This window comes from Pontibacter toksunensis (assembly GCF_042686245.1).
GTDB lineage: Bacteria > Bacteroidota > Bacteroidia > Cytophagales > Hymenobacteraceae > Pontibacter > Pontibacter toksunensis.
In genome coordinates this window covers 111,483-130,503 of the sequence record NZ_JBHUOX010000017.1, presented here as the reverse complement: position 1 = coordinate 130,503, position 19,021 = coordinate 111,483, and the positions used below count along the sequence as shown (strand labels likewise).

18 protein-coding genes and 1 pseudogene are annotated in these 19,021 nt (G+C 48.9%); 8 read left to right on the top strand and 11 right to left on the bottom strand.

The annotated features are described in order from the left end of the window. A pseudogene (locus ACFS7Z_RS27435) lies at positions 1-137 on the top strand (IS1 family transposase); the annotation flags it as partial. Here ACFS7Z_RS27435 and treF read toward each other — a convergent pair. From treF to ACFS7Z_RS19540, 9 genes are all read right to left on the bottom strand, one after another. Then, positions 102-1,622: an alpha,alpha-trehalase TreF gene (treF, locus tag ACFS7Z_RS19580; protein WP_377488213.1), complete on the bottom strand. Its 1,521-nt coding sequence runs from the start codon at positions 1,620-1,622 to the stop codon at positions 102-104. The pseudogene ACFS7Z_RS27435 and the gene treF sit on opposite strands and share 36 nt — an antisense overlap. 271 nt (positions 1,623-1,893) lie before the next feature. Then, positions 1,894-2,214 carry a hypothetical protein gene (locus ACFS7Z_RS19575; RefSeq protein ID WP_377488210.1) on the bottom strand — a complete coding sequence of 107 codons (321 nt, stop codon included), beginning with the start codon at positions 2,212-2,214 and terminating at the stop codon, positions 1,894-1,896. Positions 2,215-2,485: 271 nt separating this feature from the next. Further along, positions 2,486-2,686, bottom strand: coding sequence for a hypothetical protein (locus ACFS7Z_RS19570; RefSeq protein ID WP_377488207.1), 201 nt, complete (start codon positions 2,684-2,686; stop codon positions 2,486-2,488). Between the two features lie 178 nt (positions 2,687-2,864). Continuing rightward, entirely contained in the window at positions 2,865-3,263 is a 399-nt protein-coding gene (locus ACFS7Z_RS19565; RefSeq protein ID WP_377488204.1) for a hypothetical protein, read from the bottom strand. 157 nt (positions 3,264-3,420) lie between these two features. Next, a complete protein-coding gene (locus ACFS7Z_RS19560) occupies positions 3,421-3,963 on the bottom strand; it encodes an REP-associated tyrosine transposase (protein ID WP_449301464.1) in 543 nt (180 codons plus the stop codon). Between the two features lie 255 nt (positions 3,964-4,218). After that, the gene (scpA, locus tag ACFS7Z_RS19555) at positions 4,219-6,363 is read right to left on the bottom strand and encodes a methylmalonyl-CoA mutase (RefSeq protein WP_377488198.1); all 2,145 of its coding nucleotides are present in this window, start codon (positions 6,361-6,363) and stop codon (positions 4,219-4,221) included. Positions 6,364-6,460: 97 nt separating this feature from the next. Continuing rightward, the gene (locus tag ACFS7Z_RS19550; RefSeq protein ID WP_377488195.1) at positions 6,461-6,847 is read right to left on the bottom strand and encodes a YybH family protein; all 387 of its coding nucleotides are present in this window, start codon (positions 6,845-6,847) and stop codon (positions 6,461-6,463) included. Further along, positions 6,840-8,702: a methylmalonyl-CoA mutase family protein gene (locus ACFS7Z_RS19545; protein WP_377488192.1), complete on the bottom strand. Its 1,863-nt coding sequence runs from the start codon at positions 8,700-8,702 to the stop codon at positions 6,840-6,842. The genes ACFS7Z_RS19550 and ACFS7Z_RS19545 overlap by 8 nt, the downstream gene beginning before the upstream one ends. Positions 8,703-8,773: 71 nt before the next feature. After that, positions 8,774-9,154 carry a YkvA family protein gene (locus ACFS7Z_RS19540; protein ID WP_377488189.1) on the bottom strand — a complete coding sequence of 127 codons (381 nt, stop codon included), beginning with the start codon at positions 9,152-9,154 and terminating at the stop codon, positions 8,774-8,776. A gap of 309 nt (positions 9,155-9,463) precedes the next feature. Between ACFS7Z_RS19540 and ACFS7Z_RS19535 the strand changes: the two genes are divergently transcribed. From ACFS7Z_RS19535 to dnaA, 4 genes are all read left to right on the top strand, one after another. Further along, on the top strand, positions 9,464-10,816 hold the full coding sequence (locus ACFS7Z_RS19535) for an amidohydrolase (protein ID WP_377488186.1): 1,353 nt from the start codon (positions 9,464-9,466) through the stop codon (positions 10,814-10,816). A 404-nt stretch (positions 10,817-11,220) separates the two neighbouring features. Next, entirely contained in the window at positions 11,221-11,976 is a 756-nt protein-coding gene (locus ACFS7Z_RS19530; RefSeq protein ID WP_377488183.1) for a 5'-nucleotidase C-terminal domain-containing protein, read from the top strand. Positions 11,977-11,989: 13 nt separating this feature from the next. Beyond that, the gene (locus ACFS7Z_RS19525) at positions 11,990-12,922 is read left to right on the top strand and encodes a bifunctional metallophosphatase/5'-nucleotidase (RefSeq protein ID WP_377488217.1); all 933 of its coding nucleotides are present in this window, start codon (positions 11,990-11,992) and stop codon (positions 12,920-12,922) included. 106 nt (positions 12,923-13,028) lie between these two features. Next, on the top strand, positions 13,029-14,453 hold the full coding sequence (gene dnaA / locus ACFS7Z_RS19520) for a chromosomal replication initiator protein DnaA (RefSeq protein WP_345163038.1): 1,425 nt from the start codon (positions 13,029-13,031) through the stop codon (positions 14,451-14,453). 85 nt (positions 14,454-14,538) lie between these two features. Here dnaA and ACFS7Z_RS19515 read toward each other — a convergent pair whose 3' ends face one another. Together ACFS7Z_RS19515 and ACFS7Z_RS19510 are read right to left on the bottom strand one after the other, a co-directional pair. Then, positions 14,539-15,048, bottom strand: coding sequence for a hypothetical protein (locus ACFS7Z_RS19515; RefSeq protein ID WP_377488179.1), 510 nt, complete (start codon positions 15,046-15,048; stop codon positions 14,539-14,541). A gap of 60 nt (positions 15,049-15,108) precedes the next feature. Continuing rightward, positions 15,109-15,543 (bottom strand): OsmC family peroxiredoxin, encoded by a 435-nt coding sequence (locus ACFS7Z_RS19510; protein ID WP_377488176.1) that lies wholly within the window; start codon positions 15,541-15,543, stop codon positions 15,109-15,111. 346 nt (positions 15,544-15,889) lie between these two features. On the opposite strand from ACFS7Z_RS19510, the gene ACFS7Z_RS19505 reads away from it, so the two are divergent. The 3 genes from ACFS7Z_RS19505 to ACFS7Z_RS19495 all read left to right on the top strand — a co-directional run bounded on the left by ACFS7Z_RS19505 (position 15,890) and on the right by ACFS7Z_RS19495 (position 18,954). Next, positions 15,890-17,389 carry a GH3 auxin-responsive promoter family protein gene (locus ACFS7Z_RS19505; protein ID WP_377488173.1) on the top strand — a complete coding sequence of 500 codons (1,500 nt, stop codon included), beginning with the start codon at positions 15,890-15,892 and terminating at the stop codon, positions 17,387-17,389. 107 nt (positions 17,390-17,496) lie between these two features. Further along, positions 17,497-17,727, top strand: coding sequence for a four helix bundle protein (locus ACFS7Z_RS19500; protein ID WP_377488170.1), 231 nt, complete (start codon positions 17,497-17,499; stop codon positions 17,725-17,727). Positions 17,728-17,805: 78 nt separating this feature from the next. After that, entirely contained in the window at positions 17,806-18,954 is a 1,149-nt protein-coding gene (locus ACFS7Z_RS19495; RefSeq protein WP_377488167.1) for a 1-deoxy-D-xylulose-5-phosphate reductoisomerase, read from the top strand. Positions 18,955-19,021: the final 67 nt, after the last annotated feature.

Sequence of the window (19,021 nt, the reverse complement as noted above, 5' to 3'; positions counted from 1 at the left end):
TTGAGGGGGTGAACCTCTGCCTGAGGACCAGGAACAGGAGGATAGTCAGAAAAACAGCCTGCTTCTCGAAAAAAGAGCAGAATCATGACAATGCAATGAAGCTAATTTTCTATTACCGAAACCATCACACATTCTAGACCACAACCGTATTTTTCTACCAGCTTGCCAGTCTGATGGTATACCTCTATGTTACGTGCTGTCCAGTTGCGGGCAACGTTGTCTGCGAGCCTGTTGTGTTTGTAGTTGCGGAGCGCTTGAATGGTCATCCATTGCAGCGGTGCCCAGCCGTTTGGAGCATCCCACTGTTGCCCAGTGCGGTTCAACGTAGTCACTACACCCCCTGGCTTCAGGAAATCAGCCTCAATTTTCTGAGCAACTGCTGCCGCCTGCTTCTTTTTGGCCATGCAGAAGTATAGGGGGAAAACTGCCGCCAGAGAGGGAATATTGGTGGTAGCGCCTTTTATAAAGTCATAGTCGTAGAAAAAGTCATCGTCCTCGTTCCAGGTATACTTCAGCAGTGCCTTCCGCCGGTCTTTGGCTTTCTGCTCGTACTGCTTTGCCTCAGCTTTGTTTCCCTGCAGCTCCGCCATCTGTGCCAGCGTCATTTCAGTATGGAAGAGCAGTGCGTTTAGGTCAACAGGTATAATATCGGTAGTATGGATGCTCTCCAGGTTGCTGGCGTCAGAAAACCAGCGGCTGCTGAAGTCCCAGCCTGATTCTGCCGCTGCCCTGATGTGGCGGTACAGCTCTTCAGGATTTCTGCCGGACTCCTGTGCCAGCTTTACGTCTTCGAGGTACGACTCCGGCCTTGGCTTAGGGTTGTCGTCCCAGTAGCGGTTCAGGATGCTGCCGTCTGGCAGGCGCACCACCCGGCGGTGCGCAGGGTTGGCTGCGCTCAATGTGCTGGCTCCTTCCATCCAGAAATCATATTCCTTTTTTAGGGCAGGCGCATAGGTTGTAAGTACTTCTTTTCCTTTTTGCTGTGCCAGCACACGCAGCATCAACGCATAGAAAGGCGGCTGTGAGCGCCTCAGGTAATAGGTGCGGTTGCCGTTCGGAATATGGCCTGTTGTGTTGATGAGGTGCGTGAAATTGTCTACCATGTTCTGGATAAGCTGCGTTTCCCCGCTGGCCTGCAGACCAAGCATGGTGAAGAAGCTGTCCCAGTAATAAATTTCACGGAAGCGGCCACCCGGCACCACGTAGGCATTGGGAAGCGGAATAAGAGAACCTGCGTCTGCACCCGGCTGCCGCGTAAGTATGGGCCACAGCTGCTCTATATGCTGAATAACCGTAAGGCTGGTATCAGACCTGAAGTCAGTGGCAGGCAGTGGTGGCATTTCAAAGTTCTTCAGCACAAAAGCCTTTAAATCAAAACCTGCCTGGTCTTTCTGCTCCCGGTATGCCTGTAAAATCTTCTCTGGTGGAACAAGTGGAGTAGCATCTGGAAAGGTCTTGGAGTCAGGGAATACACTTTGTAGTTGTACCTGCTCAAACAGTTCGCCCAGTTGTTCTGATGGCTTATACAACTCCTGCGCCTGCAGTGGCAGCGTCAGATAAATAAAGGAAAAAAGGAAAAGAAGTGTTTTAAAGGTGGTGCTGCGATGTATTCTTTGCTTCATTTTGTCTCTCATAGTTGGCACTATTTTCTTACGGAAGAAGCCGGATGAGAGACAACTAATTGCCGGAAGCAAAGAAAGTCCGAACAACTTGAGCACCGTAGTGCTGTATCATCCGCTTTTCTTGCAGGGTATGGTTTGTATTGGAAAATCAGCAAAAGTGAGAGGGGGCATCTTGTCGCTAGTCAGGTTATAGAGGAGGGGTAATTTGCATGAAAAAAGGCAAGCGAATGCCTGCCCTTTTTCATGAATAGCTATTTTAAAAAGACTTCTATTATTGTGTTGTCGTTCCAGTAGTTGCCCCACCTGTTGTTCCAGTGGTTCCTCCTGCAGTGGTTCCGGTAGTTGTGCCAGTTGTAGTGGTTCCAGCAGTTGTACCGGTAGTAGTTGTTCCTGCGGTCGTACCAGCCTCTGTTCCAACTGTGTCACCCGTTGTTGTTCCCATTGGACTTACTGGATCTTCCACACCTGTTTCCTGCGTTTCTCCCTGTGTTGTTTCAGGAGGCATGTCTCCGTTGTTTCCCCCACATGAAGTTAACATGACGGATGTGCCCATAAACACAGTTGCCGCCATTGATATCCATATTTTTTTCATTGTTTTCTAGCTTAAAGGTTACTTATGATGCTATTGTACGTTTTTAAGAATAGCAACGGTAAGCGTACTAGTACTGATTTTTATGAGAAGAGTCGGTAGTTATACTCAATAGCAGGCATCAAACGGTGCAATTTTTTTAAATAAGCTTTTGAATAACGGTACAAACAGGAAGCCTGCTTTATAAAAAGTGTTTTATGCTATGATGTCCTGCCTCTGGAAAAGTAGCTTTTAGGCTACGGCTTGTAAATCAAGGCGATGCAATCCTTTTAGTTTATTGAACAAGCTGTGTTGAGTCCGTAAGAGTGGTGTCATTGGCGGTGTCAGTGGTATCCAGGTCGTCATGCCCCAGGTAATCTCCCTGTGTTGCCTCAGGTGGCAAATGCTCACCTTCAGGTTCACCACCGCAGGAGGCCAGGAGAAAACTACTGCTCAGGAACAGTGCTGCTAAGATGGAGGCTTTATTTCTATTCATCGTCTTGCTATTAAAAGGTTCTAAACTCTTAAACAACTATCTGTTCTCGCCATCCTTCTTTTAAGAGGCCAAAGCTGGATACTTTTACCTCCCGGCAAGACAGTATCTTTCAAACGTTTTGCACCTTGTTAGGTTTTATCGGTGAAGAGGTGCTTGCCCGGGTTAAAATTTGTGGATGCTACTGCCGGAACGGGTGCTTCCTGAACGATACTTGGCTCATAGCATCCTTCTCATATACTGCCACATTGTTTTGCTGAAACTCCTGTGCAAAGTTTGGCTCTCCGGGAAAAACCTCTTTTGGCGCCGGCTTGTCCTTCAGAAAAAAGTAAACTTTGGTGCTGCCATACTTGGTATGTGGCATGTAGTCGCCATATGCCTGCATCTCCTCCCACAGCGTATCTGTGACTGTTACGGCATATACCCTGGCGATGGGACCGGTGTTGTTTTCGTTCCGGTACATCGCCACTTCTTTGAAATCACCCGCTAGATCCTGCGGACCCGGTTGCGAAAAGGAGTCATAGATAAACCAGAGGACGAGGAGGACGGAAAGAGCAATGAGGATTTGTTTTAGTTTCATTTGATGTTATACATTTCTGGCGCAGGACTCTGTCCTGTGACTTGTAAATGAAAGGCGAGTCTGTGACTCGCGTGAAAGAATCTGACTTATACGAGTCACAGACTCGCCTTTATCTAGAGGCACGGAAGTGACTTCGGCGCCAGCAAGTGGGGTAAGTTTATTCTATGAATGTTATGGAGAGTCTGCCAACATTGCCTGAATAGTCTTTTGCACTGCTATAATGCCAATGTTCTGGTTCTTCCACAAAGCCCGCAGTTACAGGATTATTGTGCAGGTAATTTAGCTTCTGTTCCATTAGCATGTTGTTGTGGAGTAGAACTGGGTGATAGCCTGTTTGCCAGAACTTATAGTCCTCGTTTTTTGCGCTAGCCTCTCCTGCATATTTGAACAACCAGAGTAACCAGCCTTTTCTGCTTTCCTGTAGATTAGTTTGAATTGACTTGATAAGCTTTTTTGAAGTATATTTCTTAAAGTCTCTGATGATATCCGGCAACGTAGGAGAGGAGCAAATGAGGTGCATGTGATTAGTCATGATGCACCAGGCGTAAAGCGTCAGGTTTTTCTCTTGCTGACAATAAGCTAAACTATCGCATACGATTTCACTATACTCCCGCCTTGTAAAGACATCTGCCCATTGCACAACAGATATGGTAATAAAGTAAAACTCATCTGGGGCTCTGGCCTTATACTTGTTGCTCATGAAGAATTGCACGAGCAAACGATACATATTGTTTCCACAAGTCTTCAATAAGGAAAACTCTGGCGCGGAAGTTACTTCCGTGTCTCATAATAGAAGCGAGTCTGTGACTCGCATAGGTCAGGTTTATTCTCGCGAGTCACAGACTCGCTTTTATCACAAGACATGGGACTTAGTCCCGCACCAGGGAAAAGAAAGAGCTGCCAATATGTTTATTTCAACTGACTGCTCTTTCTTTTGATTCATAAATGAAGAAATCTACCCCTCCACCTGCTTTATCAACTTCTCCAATATATTCTGTGCGGCTACTGAGATAATTGTGCCGGGGCCGAACACGCCTGCTGCACCCGCCTTGAATAGGAAGTCATAATCCTGGGCTGGGATTACGCCGCCTACGATGACCATGATATCTTCGCGGTCCAGTTTGCGGAGTTCTTCTATGAGTTGGGGCACCAGCGTTTTGTGGCCGGCTGCCAGCGAGGAGACACCCACTACGTGCACGTCGTTTTCAGCGGCTTGCATGGCTACTTCGGCTGGCGTCTGGAACAGCGGTCCTATGTCCACGTCGAAGCCGAGATCGGCAAAGGAGGTGGCAATAACTTTGGAGCCGCGGTCGTGGCCGTCCTGGCCCATTTTGGCGACCATAATGCGGGGGCGACGGCCCTCCAGTTCCTCGAACTTGTCGGCTAAGGCCTTGGCTTGTTCGAAGTTTTCGTCATCGGATAATTCTGCGGAATACACGCCTGATATTGCTCTGATGGTTGCTTTATGTCTGCCATATACTTTTTCAAGGGCATCTGAGATTTCGCCCAAGGTGGCGCGGCGGCGGGCGGCCTCCACGGCTAGTTCCAGCAGGTTGCCCACACCGGAACCTGCAGCATCTGTCAAGGCCTGCAATGCATTCAGCACGCTGCCTTCATCACGAGAAGCTCTCACGTCTGCCAGGCGGCGCAGTTGGGATTCCCGTACGGCCGTATTATCGATGTCCAGAATATCAATTTCCTGAATTTGGTCCGGCCTGTACTTGTTCACTCCTACAATCACATCCTTACCTGCATCAATACGCGCCTGTTTGCGGGCAGCGGCTTCTTCGATGCGCATCTTCGGCAAGCCAGTTTCAATGGCTTTTGCCATACCGCCTAATTCCTCCACCTCCTGTATAAGTGCCCACGCCTTGTGTGCCAGTTCGTGTGTCAGGGCCTCCACGTAATACGAGCCACCCCAAGGGTCTACTACTTTGGTGATGTTGGTTTCCTGCTGCAGATAAATTTGCGTGTTACGGGCAATGCGGGCTGAGAAGTCGGTTGGCAAAGCGATGGCCTCGTCCAGTGCATTTGTGTGCAGGCTCTGGGTGCCACCTAAGGCAGCGGCCAGGGCTTCCACACAGGTGCGGGTTACGTTGTTGAACGGGTCTTGCTCTGTGAGACTCCAGCCGGAGGTCTGGCAGTGAGTGCGCAGCACCAGCGATTTCGGGTTCTTTGGGTTGAACTGCTTTATGATTTTGGCCCAAAGCATACGGGCAGCGCGCATCTTGGCAATCTCCATAAAGTGGTTCATGCCGATTGCCCAGAAGAAAGAAAGTCGCGGCGCAAAATCATCAATATCCATTCCTGCTTTCAGGCCCGTACGTACATATTCCAAACCATCAGCCAGGGTATAGGCCAATTCAATATCGGCGGTGGCCCCGGCTTCCTGCATGTGGTAGCCTGAGATAGAGATAGAGTTGAAGCGCGGCATGTTCCTGGACGAAAACTCGAAAATATCGGCAATGATTTTCATGCTTGGCTCCGGCGGATATATGTAGGTATTGCGCACCATGAACTCCTTCAGGATATCATTCTGAATGGTGCCGCTCAACTGCTCCGGCTTTACACCCTGCTCTTCAGCTGCTACAATGTAAAAGGCCATAATTGGGAGCACAGCTCCGTTCATGGTCATCGACACCGACATCTTATCCAGCGGAATCTGGTCGAAGAGAATTTTCATATCCTCCACCGAGTCGATGGCTACACCGGCTTTGCCAACGTCACCTTCCACACGTGGGTGGTCGGAATCGTAGCCGCGGTGTGTGGCCAGGTCAAAAGCAACCGACAAGCCTTTCTGGCCACCTGCCAGGTTGCGGCGATAGAAGGCATTGGATTCCTCTGCAGTAGAGAAGCCGGCATATTGGCGGATGGTCCAAGGCCTTTGCACATACATGGTGCTGTAAGGGCCACGCAGGTAGGGTGGCAAACCAGCGGCGAAGCCAGTATGCTCAAAAGCCTGTGCATCCTCTGCCGTATAAAAGCTCTTTACATTTATGTGCTCGGGTGTTTTCCAGGGTTTTGCCGCGGCCGCAGCCTTAGGGCCTTTATTTGCAGCGGCTACCTTGTTGATATCTATTTTAGAAAAGTCTGGCTTCATATTTAGACATTAGATAGTAGACATAAGACACAAGATTTAGCTCATCTATAGGCTTACATCCTCTCTCATGATTTTTTACGAATAAAAAATAACGAAATCAACTAGCATGCTCCGAGGTAACAATCCAGCGGTCGTTTTTCTTTTTCCACAATTGGGAGGAAACTCCGCCCATCAAACGGGTGCCGTCTTTTTCAATTTTCCACTGGAAAACGTAGTATACGGCTTCGGGTGACAGTGCTTCTATATAGTGCGGCTCGTAGGTATAGGTACCCATCTGGCTTGAATCAGCAAAATCAGTCCGGAACATGTCCAGCACTTCCTGGTATCCTTTCTCAACGCCTGTTTTGCTTATCCAGAGCATGTCAGGAGAGTTCCAGTAATATGTCATGGCTTTTTCGAGGTCACCGGTGTTCCAGGCTTGCACCTGACCCTCAAGTGCCTGCTTTACTGCCTGTACGGCCTCGCTTTTTTCGGCGTCAGGCATTTTCATCGTCCTCTGCTTCATGAAGCTTATTATGAATCAGTTCCATGATGGTGGACGTATCGCAACCCTCAAATATAAACTCATCATACCCGTTGGCTATCATTTCCTCTTTCATTTGCTCCGGGTCATCAGCCAGGATAATGGTTGGCTTTGCATGGTGGTTGCGCAACCTCGGTCCGAACTCGTTCACGAAAACTTTCTCAGATGCGGAAACCACCACCACCTCGGCTGCGGCATGCGTCAGCCTGTCAGCGGCATTCTCTACAGAGTCGAACTGTTCTACTGTGGTGTCGAAGCCGGCACAACTGAAGAACTCGTGTGCAAAAGTAGCGTTCACGTGGCGCTGCACCGCCTGCCCGATAACAGCCACAACCGCTTTCGGGCGCCGCTTGCGTTTGCGCAGGTGCAGCTCTGTGGCCATTCGCATTACCTCGGTGGGGTAAGCGGCACGGGTAGTGTCAAAGTCGGCGCTCTGGATAAGGGCTTCCGGGTCGAAATCAATCTTCTCCTTTGGGTTCGGGTATTTATTGGTGCCCACCAGCACGTCGTGGCCCGTGGCTATATTCCGAAACTTCTTGCGGCTCACTTCTGTGATGCTGCCCAGTATAAATCCTTTGTCATACGCAGCCTCAAAACCTCCCTGCGCTTCTACATTCCTGAACAGGGCCCATGCATTGCTAACCAGTTCATTTGTCAGTGACTCGAGGTAGTAAGAACCAGCGGCAGGGTCAATCGCCTTGTCTAAATAAGCCTCCTCCTTCAGGATGATAGACACATTGCGGGCGATTCGCTCAGAAAATTCGCTGGGCTTCTCAAAGGTACTGTCGAATGGCTCCACTGTCAGGGAGTCACAGCCGGCCATTACCGACGCCATAGCCTCTGTAGTCACCCGCAGCATGTTCACGTAAGGGTCCAGAGTAGTCTGGTACCAGCTGGAGGTGCTGCTGTGTATGCGCAGTTTGCCTGCAAAAGCAGGTTCTGCCTGGTAAGCCTCCACTACGGCCGCCCAAAGCAGGCGAAGGGCTCGCAGCTTTACAACCTCAAAGAAAAAGTTAGTGCCCGAAGCCATACTGAACTGCATGTTGCGCAGCACAGATGAAAGTTGTTCCCCGGCTTTTGTCAGCCTGTCTACATAAGCTACTGCGGCACTGATGGTATAGGCTATTTCCTGTGTGACGGAAGCACCAATGCTGCTGAAGTTGGTGCCGGATACGGTAATGCCGTAGAAATCGCTGCTGTCTTTGGTCAACTCAAGCACCTGTATAATGCTTTGATTCTCGTCATGCGTCAGTGAGCCTTTGCCCGTCATTGGGTCGAAGTGCACAAAGCCGTGCAGGTTGCGGTGCGATACCTGTTTTTCCTTGAGTGCAGCATATAGCCCTTTCAGAAAGCTCTCAGGCCGCTTCTGCAGGGTATAGCTGACACTATGCCTGCTGAGTTCAATTTGCTCCGCCAGGTAGGCGATGCTGAATGTTTCAGATTCCTGTATCACAAAGTGAATGCCGTCTGCCCCACGCTGCAATGCATCGGCGGCTTTATCAACTGCTGAACGGCCATGACCTTCCGCCTTTATTTTTTGTATGTTCAGCCAGCTGTTATCACCTGTCTTATTGCCACGCATGAATGGAAAGTTTCCTGGCTTCTGCCGCACAAAAGGCAAGCCGGCAATGTCTTCTGCTGCATAGTATGGCTTTACATCAATTCCTTCGTAGGTGTGCCAGGTCAGGCTTTCAAGGGGTGTGTCGCGCAGGTCTTTCCGGGCTTTCTGCTCCCAGTCCGTAGCCGTTACAGGCTCAAACTCGGGGAAAAGCCGCTGTGCATGCTGCTGCTCGTCGGTCATGTTGCTTTCGTTCATGTGTGTTGTAAAGATAGACTTTTTACTTTACGAAGTAAATGTGCGTCTGTAGTACAGAAAAGGCCAAGTTCTTAATCGATTTGGTCCATGTAGGCCTGGTACATCCAGTAGCCAATCAGCAGCCAGATTATTATGATAACGGCTGCCATCACATAGTTAGGCTTCCGCTGGTGCATCTGCTCCTTTGCTATCTGCCGGTAATGGTCCAGCAGGCGTTGGGGTACTAACCTGATGGATAGCCAGATGCCAAGCGGTAGGATCAGCAGGTCGTCGAGGTAGCCCAGCAGCGGAATGAAATCAGGAATCAAATCGATGGGGCTGAAGGCATAGGCCACCGTAATCACCATCACAACCTTCGCCGCAAAGGGTATGCGCGGGTCTTTGGAAGCGAGGTACAGGGTAAATATATCCTCCTTTAGTTTCCGGACGAGTTCTTTCCATTTTCGAAGCATGTTTGCTTGTACGGGAAAGGGCGTTAGTTAGAAAGTCAGGAGCTTTAAAAAGTTAGAGAGGTTGTGAGTTAGAGAGTTAAAAAATTGTTGTCTGGCACCGGATAGATTCCGGCGCCAGGCAATAACAGTAGATTCAGCTTTTACTTCAGCACCATACTCTTGTACCTCTTGTTTCTGTCACATTTTCTGAAATTGTGCTATCCCATTGAACCTGCCGATTGCTGAGGTGGTTAGCACAGTGGCAGGCGAAGCCTTGTATCATAAAACAGAAAAATCAGTATCTTCAAACCTTCACCCAAACAAAAAAGAATGATCAGGAATAATAATTGGAGCAAGCGTACCCTGCTGGCAGCAGTGGGGCTGGGGCTGATGGCTGCACCCGCTATGGCACAGGATAGCAAGCTGGTAGCGAAAGCAAACAGCATGGCTGATAAAGTGGAGCCGAAGGTGATTGAGTGGCGCCGTGACTTTCATGCTCACCCGGAACTGGGAAACCATGAAAAAGAAACGGCTGCTAAAATTGCTGCGCAGCTGAAGAAATTTGGCATAGAAGTAGAAACAGGTGTGGCGCATACAGGCGTGGTAGGCATTCTGAAAGGCGGCAAACCCGGGCCAGTCGTGGCGCTGCGGGCAGATATTGACGGTTTGCCTGTGACAGAGCGCACTGATGTGCCCTTCGCCTCCAAGGCCAAAGGAATCTATAACGGGCAGGAAGTAGGGGTGATGCACGCCTGTGGGCACGACACTCATATCGCTATGCTGTTAGGTGCTGCCGAGATACTTTCCAGTATGAAGCAGGATTTGAAAGGAACCGTAAAGTTTATCTTCCAGCCAGCCGAAGAGGGTGTGCCGGAAGGTGAGGAGGGAGGAGCAAACCTGATGGTAAAAGAAGGCGTGCTGGAGAAAGGGCCGAAGCCGGAAGTTATTTTTGGTCTGCACATCAACTCCCAGACGGAGGTGGGTAAGATCAGGTACAAACCGGGGGGCACTATGGCCAGTGCCGATGTATTTAAGATCAAAGTAAAGGGGAAGCAGGTACACGGCGCTTATCCGTGGAACGGTGTTGATCCTATTGTTACGTCGGCACAAATCATCAATGGCCTGCAAACCATCATCAGCCGCCAGACAGAATTGCCTGAGGAAGCTGCTGTGGTGACGGTAGGCATGATTCACGGTGGGGTGCGCAACAACATTATACCGGAAGAGGTGCAGTTGGAAGGTACTATCCGGGCGCTGAACACCGAGATGCAGCAAAAGATACATGAGAAGGTAAAGCTAACGGCTACCAAAATTGCTGAAAGTGCCGGAGCAGTTGCCGAAGTGACCATTATTCCGCAAACGCCGGTTACCTACAACGATCCTGCCCTGACGCAAAGAATGCTGCCTACGCTGCAATCGGTGGCAGGGAGTGAGAACGTGATCTTGAGCAAGGCCGTAACCGGCGCAGAGGACTTTGCCTTCTTTCAGGAGAAAATTCCGGGATTATACGTGTTTGTGGGTGGTATGCCTAAAGGGAAAGACCCTGCAACGGCGGCACCACACCACACTCCCGACTTCTTCATTGATGAAAGCGGTATGAAATTGGGCGTAAAAGCACTGACAGCGCTAACGCTGAATTACATGGAAGAAAAAGGAAAAAGCAAAAACAGCACAGGCCAGTAAAGCTGATGCTACGCAAGCTTAAATTCAATTTAAGTCTCAGCGGGACGACCTGTTAATACTCTGATAGTTGTAAAAGCAAATTAGCTCCAGAAGAGCGGCCTGTGATGTAAAGCAGATAGGCTGCTCCTCTGGAGCTAAAGCTTAATCGGATTAATAATTAACTACAGGTCGTCCCGCTGGGGCTTTTGATCCATGTCAATTAAAATAAACCAAGAAAGGCAGCATTTAATGCTGCCTTTCTTGGTTCTATACAGCAATGAAGTAAAATGCCAGGTATTCATAAGTACCTGCATAATCATGCACATTAGCCACATGGGCAGTTACTAAACTGTAAAGCCGAACCTACTGCGTTTGGTAAGTGTTGCAGAGGCTGATAACTTTGAGTACATTTTCAGAAAGCATACATGACCCGCTATTTTTCAAAAACCATTGGCGCTTTGCTGCTGATCCTGAGCCTTGCCTCCTGCCAGCGCACCTGGGTAGCCTCGCCCGCACTGGAGGAGACCGATGTACCTGTAGATAAATCCATTACCGCTGATCCGCAGCTTGAGGCACAGATTGCACCTTACCGGGAGCAGGTAACAGCAAAGATGGAGGAAATTATCGGTAATGCCCCGGTAGCTTTAGGCAAAGCAGACTATCAGTCGCCGCTGGGTAATTTTGTGGTAGACCTGATGCTGGAGCAGGCCAGGAGCCTTTACAAGGGCCGGATAGATATGGCTACCACCACCAACGGAGGTTTGCGCGTGCCTGTTCCGATGGGTGCTGTTAAAGTGGGGACCATTTTCGAGCTGATGCCTTTTGAAAACGAACTGGTGGTGCTGACGCTGGATGGAAATACGGTGAAGGAGTTTTTCGATATGGCCGCCGAGGCGCGCTATGCGCCCATCGCAAATGCCACCTACACTGTTCAGAATGGCAAGGCAATTGATATTAAGATTGGTGGCGAGCCACTAAACCTCAGCCAAAACTACACAATTGTTACCTCCGACTACCTGGCAGGTGGTGGCGATAACCTGGGGGTGTTCAAGAAAGCGTTGAAGTCGGAGAAAGTAGGTATTATGATGCGGGATGCTATTATGCAGCAAATCCGGCAGCTTACAGCAAAGGGCCAGGCAATAGGGGCCGACACAACCATGCGTGTAACCATCCTCCCATAAGTACAAAGACATGATTAACAGAAGAGATTTTCTCAAAAACACAGCACTTGGGGCGGCTGGTGTTACTTTATTAGGATTTCCGTTTTCTGCGGAGGCGGCGCAAAACATCAACCTCACCATTCTGCACACCAACGACCAGCACTCACGCATCGACCCTTTTCCGGACGATGGCCGGAAGTTCGGCGGTATGGGTGGCATGGCACGTCGTGCTACTTTGGTTGAAAAGATCCGAAAGGAAGAGCCGAACGTGCTGCTCCTCGATTCTGGTGATATCTGGCAGGGCACGCCTTACTTCAACTTCTTTAACGGAGAGCTGGAATTTAAGCTAATGAGCGAAATGAAGTATGATGCCGCCACCCTCGGCAACCACGATTTTGATAATGGCCTGAAAGGGCTGGAGCGCCAGCTGCCGAATGCCACCTTTCCGTTTATCACCGCCAATTATGATTTTTCAGACACTATTTTGAAGGGCCGCTTTCAGCCCTATAAAGTTTTTGAAAAACAGGGAGTGCGCGCGGGGGTATTCGGACTTGGAATTGAGTTGGAAGGCCTGGTAGGCAAGAATAATTTCGGTGAAACTGTTTACCAGGACCCGGTGGCTGTGGCGCGCGAGATGGTGCAGGAGTTGCGCGGGACACAAAAGTGTAACTTAATTATTTGCCTTTCACACTTAGGGTATAGTTACAGAGAAGAAAAAATTGACGACCTTAAGCTCGCGAAGCAAGTGGAAGGTATCGACCTGATCTTAGGTGCGCATACGCATACTTTCCTTGAACAACCTGATGTAGTGCGACATGAGAGCGGCCATGAGACGCTGGTGAATCAGGTAGGCTGGTCCGGATTGTTCTTAGGCCGTGTTGATTTCTCTTTTAACCGAAAATCGAAGAAGAAAGTGGATGTGAGAACGGCGGCTTTGCCGGTTAACACACCTGTAACAACTTCGTAAAAAAATAATTTTTTGTTTACAGATATTTAATCAAATTTGTAACCCCCCTGCCTCTAAGGAGAGGTTTGTTTCACTCAAACGAAACTTATGTGTTTTGGAAAACTGGATGATCAAAGACTGTTCGACTGTATGGAGTAACTGCCTGCAGGTGATAAAGGAAAATATTGGCGAACAGAGTTTTAAAACCTGGTTTGAGCCGATTAAGCCTATATCGCTGCGGGAGAGTGTACTGACGATACAAGTGCCTAGCCAATTCTTTTATGAATGGCTGGAGGAGCATTATGTGCAGCTTTTAAAGAAGGTCATCTATCAGGAACTGGGCAGCGAAGGCCGCCTGGAGTATTCCATTATCATAGACCGTGGCAACGAAGCAAATAAGCCACAGACTGTTAATATCCCCACAAAGAAAATACCACAGGCTGTTGTTAACTCTTACAGGCCGGAGCAAAACTTTATCAAAAGCCCTTTCGAGTCTAAGACCATAGACCGGAACTTCCTGAACTCGCAGCTGAACTCAGCTTATAACTTCGAGAATTACATAGAGGGAGACTGTAACCGCCTGGCCCGTTCGGCTGGTTTTGCCGTGGCTAACAAACCGGGCACCACTTCTTTTAACCCGCTGATGGTATACGGTGGGGTAGGACTCGGAAAAACGCACCTGGTGCAGGCCATTGGGAACCACATCAAAAACAGCGATCCGAATAAGTTTGTGCTGTATGTGTCGTCTGAGAAGTTCGTGAACCAGTTCATCGAGTCGGTAAGAACGAACAATGTGCAGGACTTCGCTAACTTTTACCTGCTGGTAGATATCCTGATAATAGACGATGTGCAGTTTTTGAGCGGGAAAGACAAAACACAGGAGATGTTCTTCCACATCTTCAACCACCTACACCAGTCCGGCAAACAGATTGTGATGACTTCAGACTGTCCGCCACGCGACCTGAAAGGCCTGGAAGAGCGCCTGTTATCCCGCTTTAAGTGGGGCCTGACAGCCGACCTGCAGAGCCCTGACTTCGAGACACGTATGGCCATTATCCAGAAGAAGATGCAGAGCGATGGCATTGATATTCCGGATAACGTGGTAGAATACTTGGCTTACAGCGTGGACACGAACGTGCGTGAGTTGGAAGGCGTGCTGATTTCACTTATCGCACAATCTTCCCTCAACCGCAAAGAGATTGACCTGGAGCTTGCCAAGCAGGCCCTGAAGCATATTATAGAGGATGTAGAGACCGAGGTAAACCTCGACTTCATCCAAAAAACAGTGGCTGAATACTTCCAGGTAAGCCTGGACTCGCTGAAAGCCAAAACCCGCAAGAAAGAGATTGTGACGGCGCGACAGGTGGCTATGTACTTCGCAAAAGAATTTACCAGCCATTCCCTGAAGTCCATTGGCTATCACTTCGGTGGCCGCGACCACAGTACGGTTATTCACTCGGTGCAAACCGTGTCGGACCTTATAGATACAGACAAGAAGTTTAAAGTAAGCATACAGGAGCTTCAGAAGAAGTTTAAATCCAAAGCAGGCTAACAAATAAGAAACTTAAGCAACATAAAAAAGGCCGGGGCTACACAGATGTGTAGCCCCGGCCTTTTTTATGTTCTTTTTGTGCAGGTTATGTGGTGTAGTTGGCCGTTTCTGTTAACGAAAAGTTGTGCTCTATCCCTAAATCCCGAATCTTGGTTTTTATCTTCTCTAGGTCTTTTTTCTTGCGCACCTGCTTCAGATCTAAGTATACTTTAGAGTCATCTTTCAGTGTGATGCGAAGCGCGAGCGGCGAAATATGCACCGCGCTGATCTCTGGAATCGGAATAATGTGCTTTGTCCTGAACACCCCGAACTTCTGAACGATATACTGCCGCGTTACCTCAATATAAGACTGCACACCAAATACAGACGTGTTCTGCAGCACCACATATCCCAGGAAAACAATCGCCAGCCCAAAGAAGGCATAGTAAAAGTAGTTCTGGTCGTTGGTTGGGTTTTGAGACAAAAGCAACACAGACGCCCAGGCTATCCAGAAGAGTGCAAGGACAAGCTGTACCGTAAAAGATAGCTTAGCACTGCGTGTCGGGCTAAGCTGTACAATAAGGGAAGACCGAGCACTACTGCCAGATGCTGCCATAGAAAGGGGTTAAGGTGAAACATAAGCGGCTTCAGTATCGCCTACACGCAATATAATACTTTATTCTTTAAGTGTTGCCTGCACTGTGATCTCCGGAACAGCCGCCAGCGCTTTTGATACAGGGCAGCCAGCTTTCGCTTTCTGCACCAGTTCCTGGAACTTGTCATTGTCCAGGCCTCCTGCTTTCGCCTCGGTTGTCAGTTCTATTTTCTGGATCAGTGGGCCACCGTCTTTTTCGCCCAGGTATACGGTTGCTTTTGTTTCCACATACTCCGGCGACAGCTTCTCGCCTTCCATCAGGGCACTCAGAAACATGGAAAAACAACCCGCATGCGCGGCGCCTATCAGTTCTTCTGGCGAGGTACCGCTGGTGCTGTCCCCGAAGCGGGAGGCATAGGTGTACTTCGCTTGCACGGCGCCATTCCCTGATTTTACTTCGCCATTCCCTTCTTTCAGGCCTTTGTTCCATCTTGCTTCTGCTCTGTGTTTTTTCATTGTCTTTTTGTTTTATGGTTTAAGTGGTTCTATAGCCTGGTTCGGCGTCGTTCCCCGATAAGGATAGAAACAGAAACAGGTTCTTCCTATAAACTTAAACCAGAGCATGAGGTTTTGCTCTTTTAGAAAGAAACCTATGGAAAGTGGAGCAAACTGACAAATAAGGCAGTGCTGCGGCTAATGGGACTGTTGCTTTTAACAGGTGGCGGCCCGGCCTTTCAACTAACAGCGCCTTTTTGCAATGTTGTGTTTTGCGTGCCTCTTTACTTAATCTTTCTAACTTCCTGCCGGGGTATGGCAATGCCGCTTTAACTATTTATCTTTACCACACATCAAAAGGAATTGTATGGGTGTAAAAGCATTATTGAGCAAGCCGCTGGCTGCTTATATGCACAGGAAGCACCAAAACTGGATTGATAACCCAGTGGAGGCACAGCAGACAATTTTCAAGCATATCCTGAAAAAGGCGCAGCCCACCCGCTTTGGCCGAGATCATGGTTTCGCCAGCATAAAGTCGCATGCTGATTTTGTGAAAGCGGTGCCTGTGCGTGATTATGAGGGCCTGAAGGACTATATAGCGCAGGTAAAGCAAGGGGAGAAGGATGTGCTCTGGCCTGGAAAGCCGCTGTACCTGGCTAAAACCTCTGGCACCACCTCGGGCACCAAGTATATTCCCATTTCCCAGGATTCTATATCGAACCACATAAATGGTGCCCGCGACGCGCTGTTGGCTTATGTATATGAAACAGGCCAATCGCAGTTCCTGGATGGCAAACTGATTTTTCTCTCAGGCAGCCCCATATTGGAAGAAGTGGGAGGCATACACACTGGCCGATTATCAGGAATAGCCAACCACCATGTGCCGGGCTACCTGCGCACCAACCAACTGCCAAGCTACGACACCAATTGCATTGAAGACTGGGAAACAAAGCTGGACCAGATAATCGAGGAGACCATTGATCAGAACATGACGCTCATCTCGGGTATTCCGCCGTGGGTGCAGATGTACTTCGATAAGCTGATGCGCCAGACTGGGAAGCAAATCAAAGACATCTTTCCGAACTTCCAGCTTTTCGTTTACGGAGGCGTAAATTTTGAGCCTTATCGCAAAAAGCTGTTTGAGTCTGTGGGCAAGCAGGTAGATTCTATAGAGCTTTTTCCGGCCTCAGAGGGCTTCTTCGCTTACCAGGATAAGCAGGGCGACAGCGGCCTCCTGCTCTTGCTGGATTCTGGTATCTTCTATGAGTTTATCCCAACGGAGGAATACTTCAAAGAGAACCCGACCCGCCTCACAATCGGGGAGGTAGAAGTTGGAGTAAACTATGCCCTTGTTATCAGCAGCAATGCCGGCCTGTGGGGCTATTCTATAGGCGATACAGTGAAATTCACCTCTGTAAAGCCTTATAAGTTGATTGTAAGCGGCCGCATTAAGCATTTTATCTCTGCTTTTGGCGAGCACGTAATAGGCGAGGAGGTGGAGAAGGCGATGAAGCTTACGATGGCGAAGTTCAGTAATGTGGAGCTTATTGAATTCACAGTGGCTCCTTATGTAAGCCAGAGCCACGGACAGTCGTATCACGAGTGGCTGGTAGAGTTTGCCCGCGCACCACATAATATGGATGCTTTCGCAGAAGAACTGGATGAGCAACTGCAAAAGCTGAACTCTTACTATTACGATCTGATTAAAGGCAACATTCTGAAGCATCTTAAAATTACGCCGCTGCCGCCGGGCACTTTCCGTGAGTACATGAAGTCGCAGGGCAAACTGGGCGGACAAAATAAGGTTCCCAGACTCAGCAACGACCGCCAACTGGCGGATGGTCTGCTGGCAATTACGAATTCCTGATTAGGAATCACAAATGATAGAAAATGTAATAGTAGATTAGTCTTATGCCTTTGCTATTCGTGTTGTGAAGCTTTATGAGTATTTAAAAAAAGGAATAGCAGGAGTATGTGCTGGCAAAGCAGGTGCTGAGGAGTGGTACCTCTATCGGAGCGAATATAGAGGAAGCTGTAGCGGGGCAGTCTGCCATTGATTTTATACATAAAATGAGCATAGCCAGAAAAGAAGCGAGAGAAAGTAGCTATTGGCTTAGATTAGATTGTTGCATGATACGGGCTACATCGCAGGAACGTATTTCCCGAGTATATATGCAGATTGTGAAGAGATTATTAAAATACTAAACAGTATCATCATTACGGGTAAAGCGAAGCTGGACGGGAAATCTAATTCGTAATTCGTAATTCGTAATTCGTAATTGAATGAAGAGAATCGCCATACTAGGCTCCACCGGTTCCATTGGCACGCAGGCGCTGGATGTGATAAAAGCCAACCCTGAAAGCTTTGAGCTGGAAGTGCTGACCGCGCACAGCAATGCAGACCTGCTGGTGCAGCAGGCATTAGAATTTAAACCTAATGCAATTGTTATTGCCCGGGAAGACCTCTACAACCAGGTGAGGGACGCCCTACAGCACGAGGACATAAAGGTGTATGCCGGAACCAATGCCTTGTGTTCGGTAGTGGAAATGGGTACCGTGGACATGGTGCTGACGGCGATGGTTGGTTACGCTGGTTTACAGCCGACCATCAGGGCCATAAAAGCTGGCAAGCAAATTGCCTTGGCTAACAAAGAGACGCTGGTAGTGGCAGGGCAACTGGTAACAGGCTTGGCGAAGGAGTATGGGGTAAACATTTACCCGGTAGATTCAGAGCACAGCGCTATTTTTCAGTGCCTGGCAGGAGAATTCCACAACCCGATTGAGAAGATCATACTGACTGCCTCAGGCGGACCGTTTAGAGGACGCAGTACGGAAGAACTGGAGCAGGTAACGAAGGCACAGGCGCTGAAGCACCCTAACTGGGAGATGGGGGCTAAAATCACCATCGACTCTGCTTCGCTGATGAACAAAGGGCTGGAGGTGATTGAGGCAAAGTGGCTATTTGACCTGCGCAACGAGCAGATAGAAGTGGTGGTGCATCCGCAGTCCATTGTCCACTCGCTGGTGCAGTTTGAGGATGGTTCTATTAAAGCGCAACTTGGCCTGCCCGATATGAAACTGCCGATACAGTATGCACTGGGCTATCCGCAGCGCCTGAAGTCAGATTTTCCGAGATTTAGCTTCATGGATTATCCGCAACTAACCTTTGAGCAGCCGGACCTGAAGACATTCCGTAACCTGCAACTGGCCTTTGATGCGATGGAGAAAGGGGGTAATATGCCCTGTATCCTTAATGCAGCTAACGAGGTGGCTGTCAGTGCTTTTCTGCGCGATAAGGTAGGGTTCCTGCAAATGTCAGATGTCATCGAAAGCTGTCTGGCAAAAGTTGCGTATATTGCGAATCCTTCTTATGAGGACTATGTTAAGACAGATAATGAGGCAAGAATAATTTCTGCCGAGCTCATAAAGTAAAAATTCATAAACAAGTTTTATTTCCGGCCTGTTGCTATAGCGGCATAGGCCAAACCAAAAAAGTATT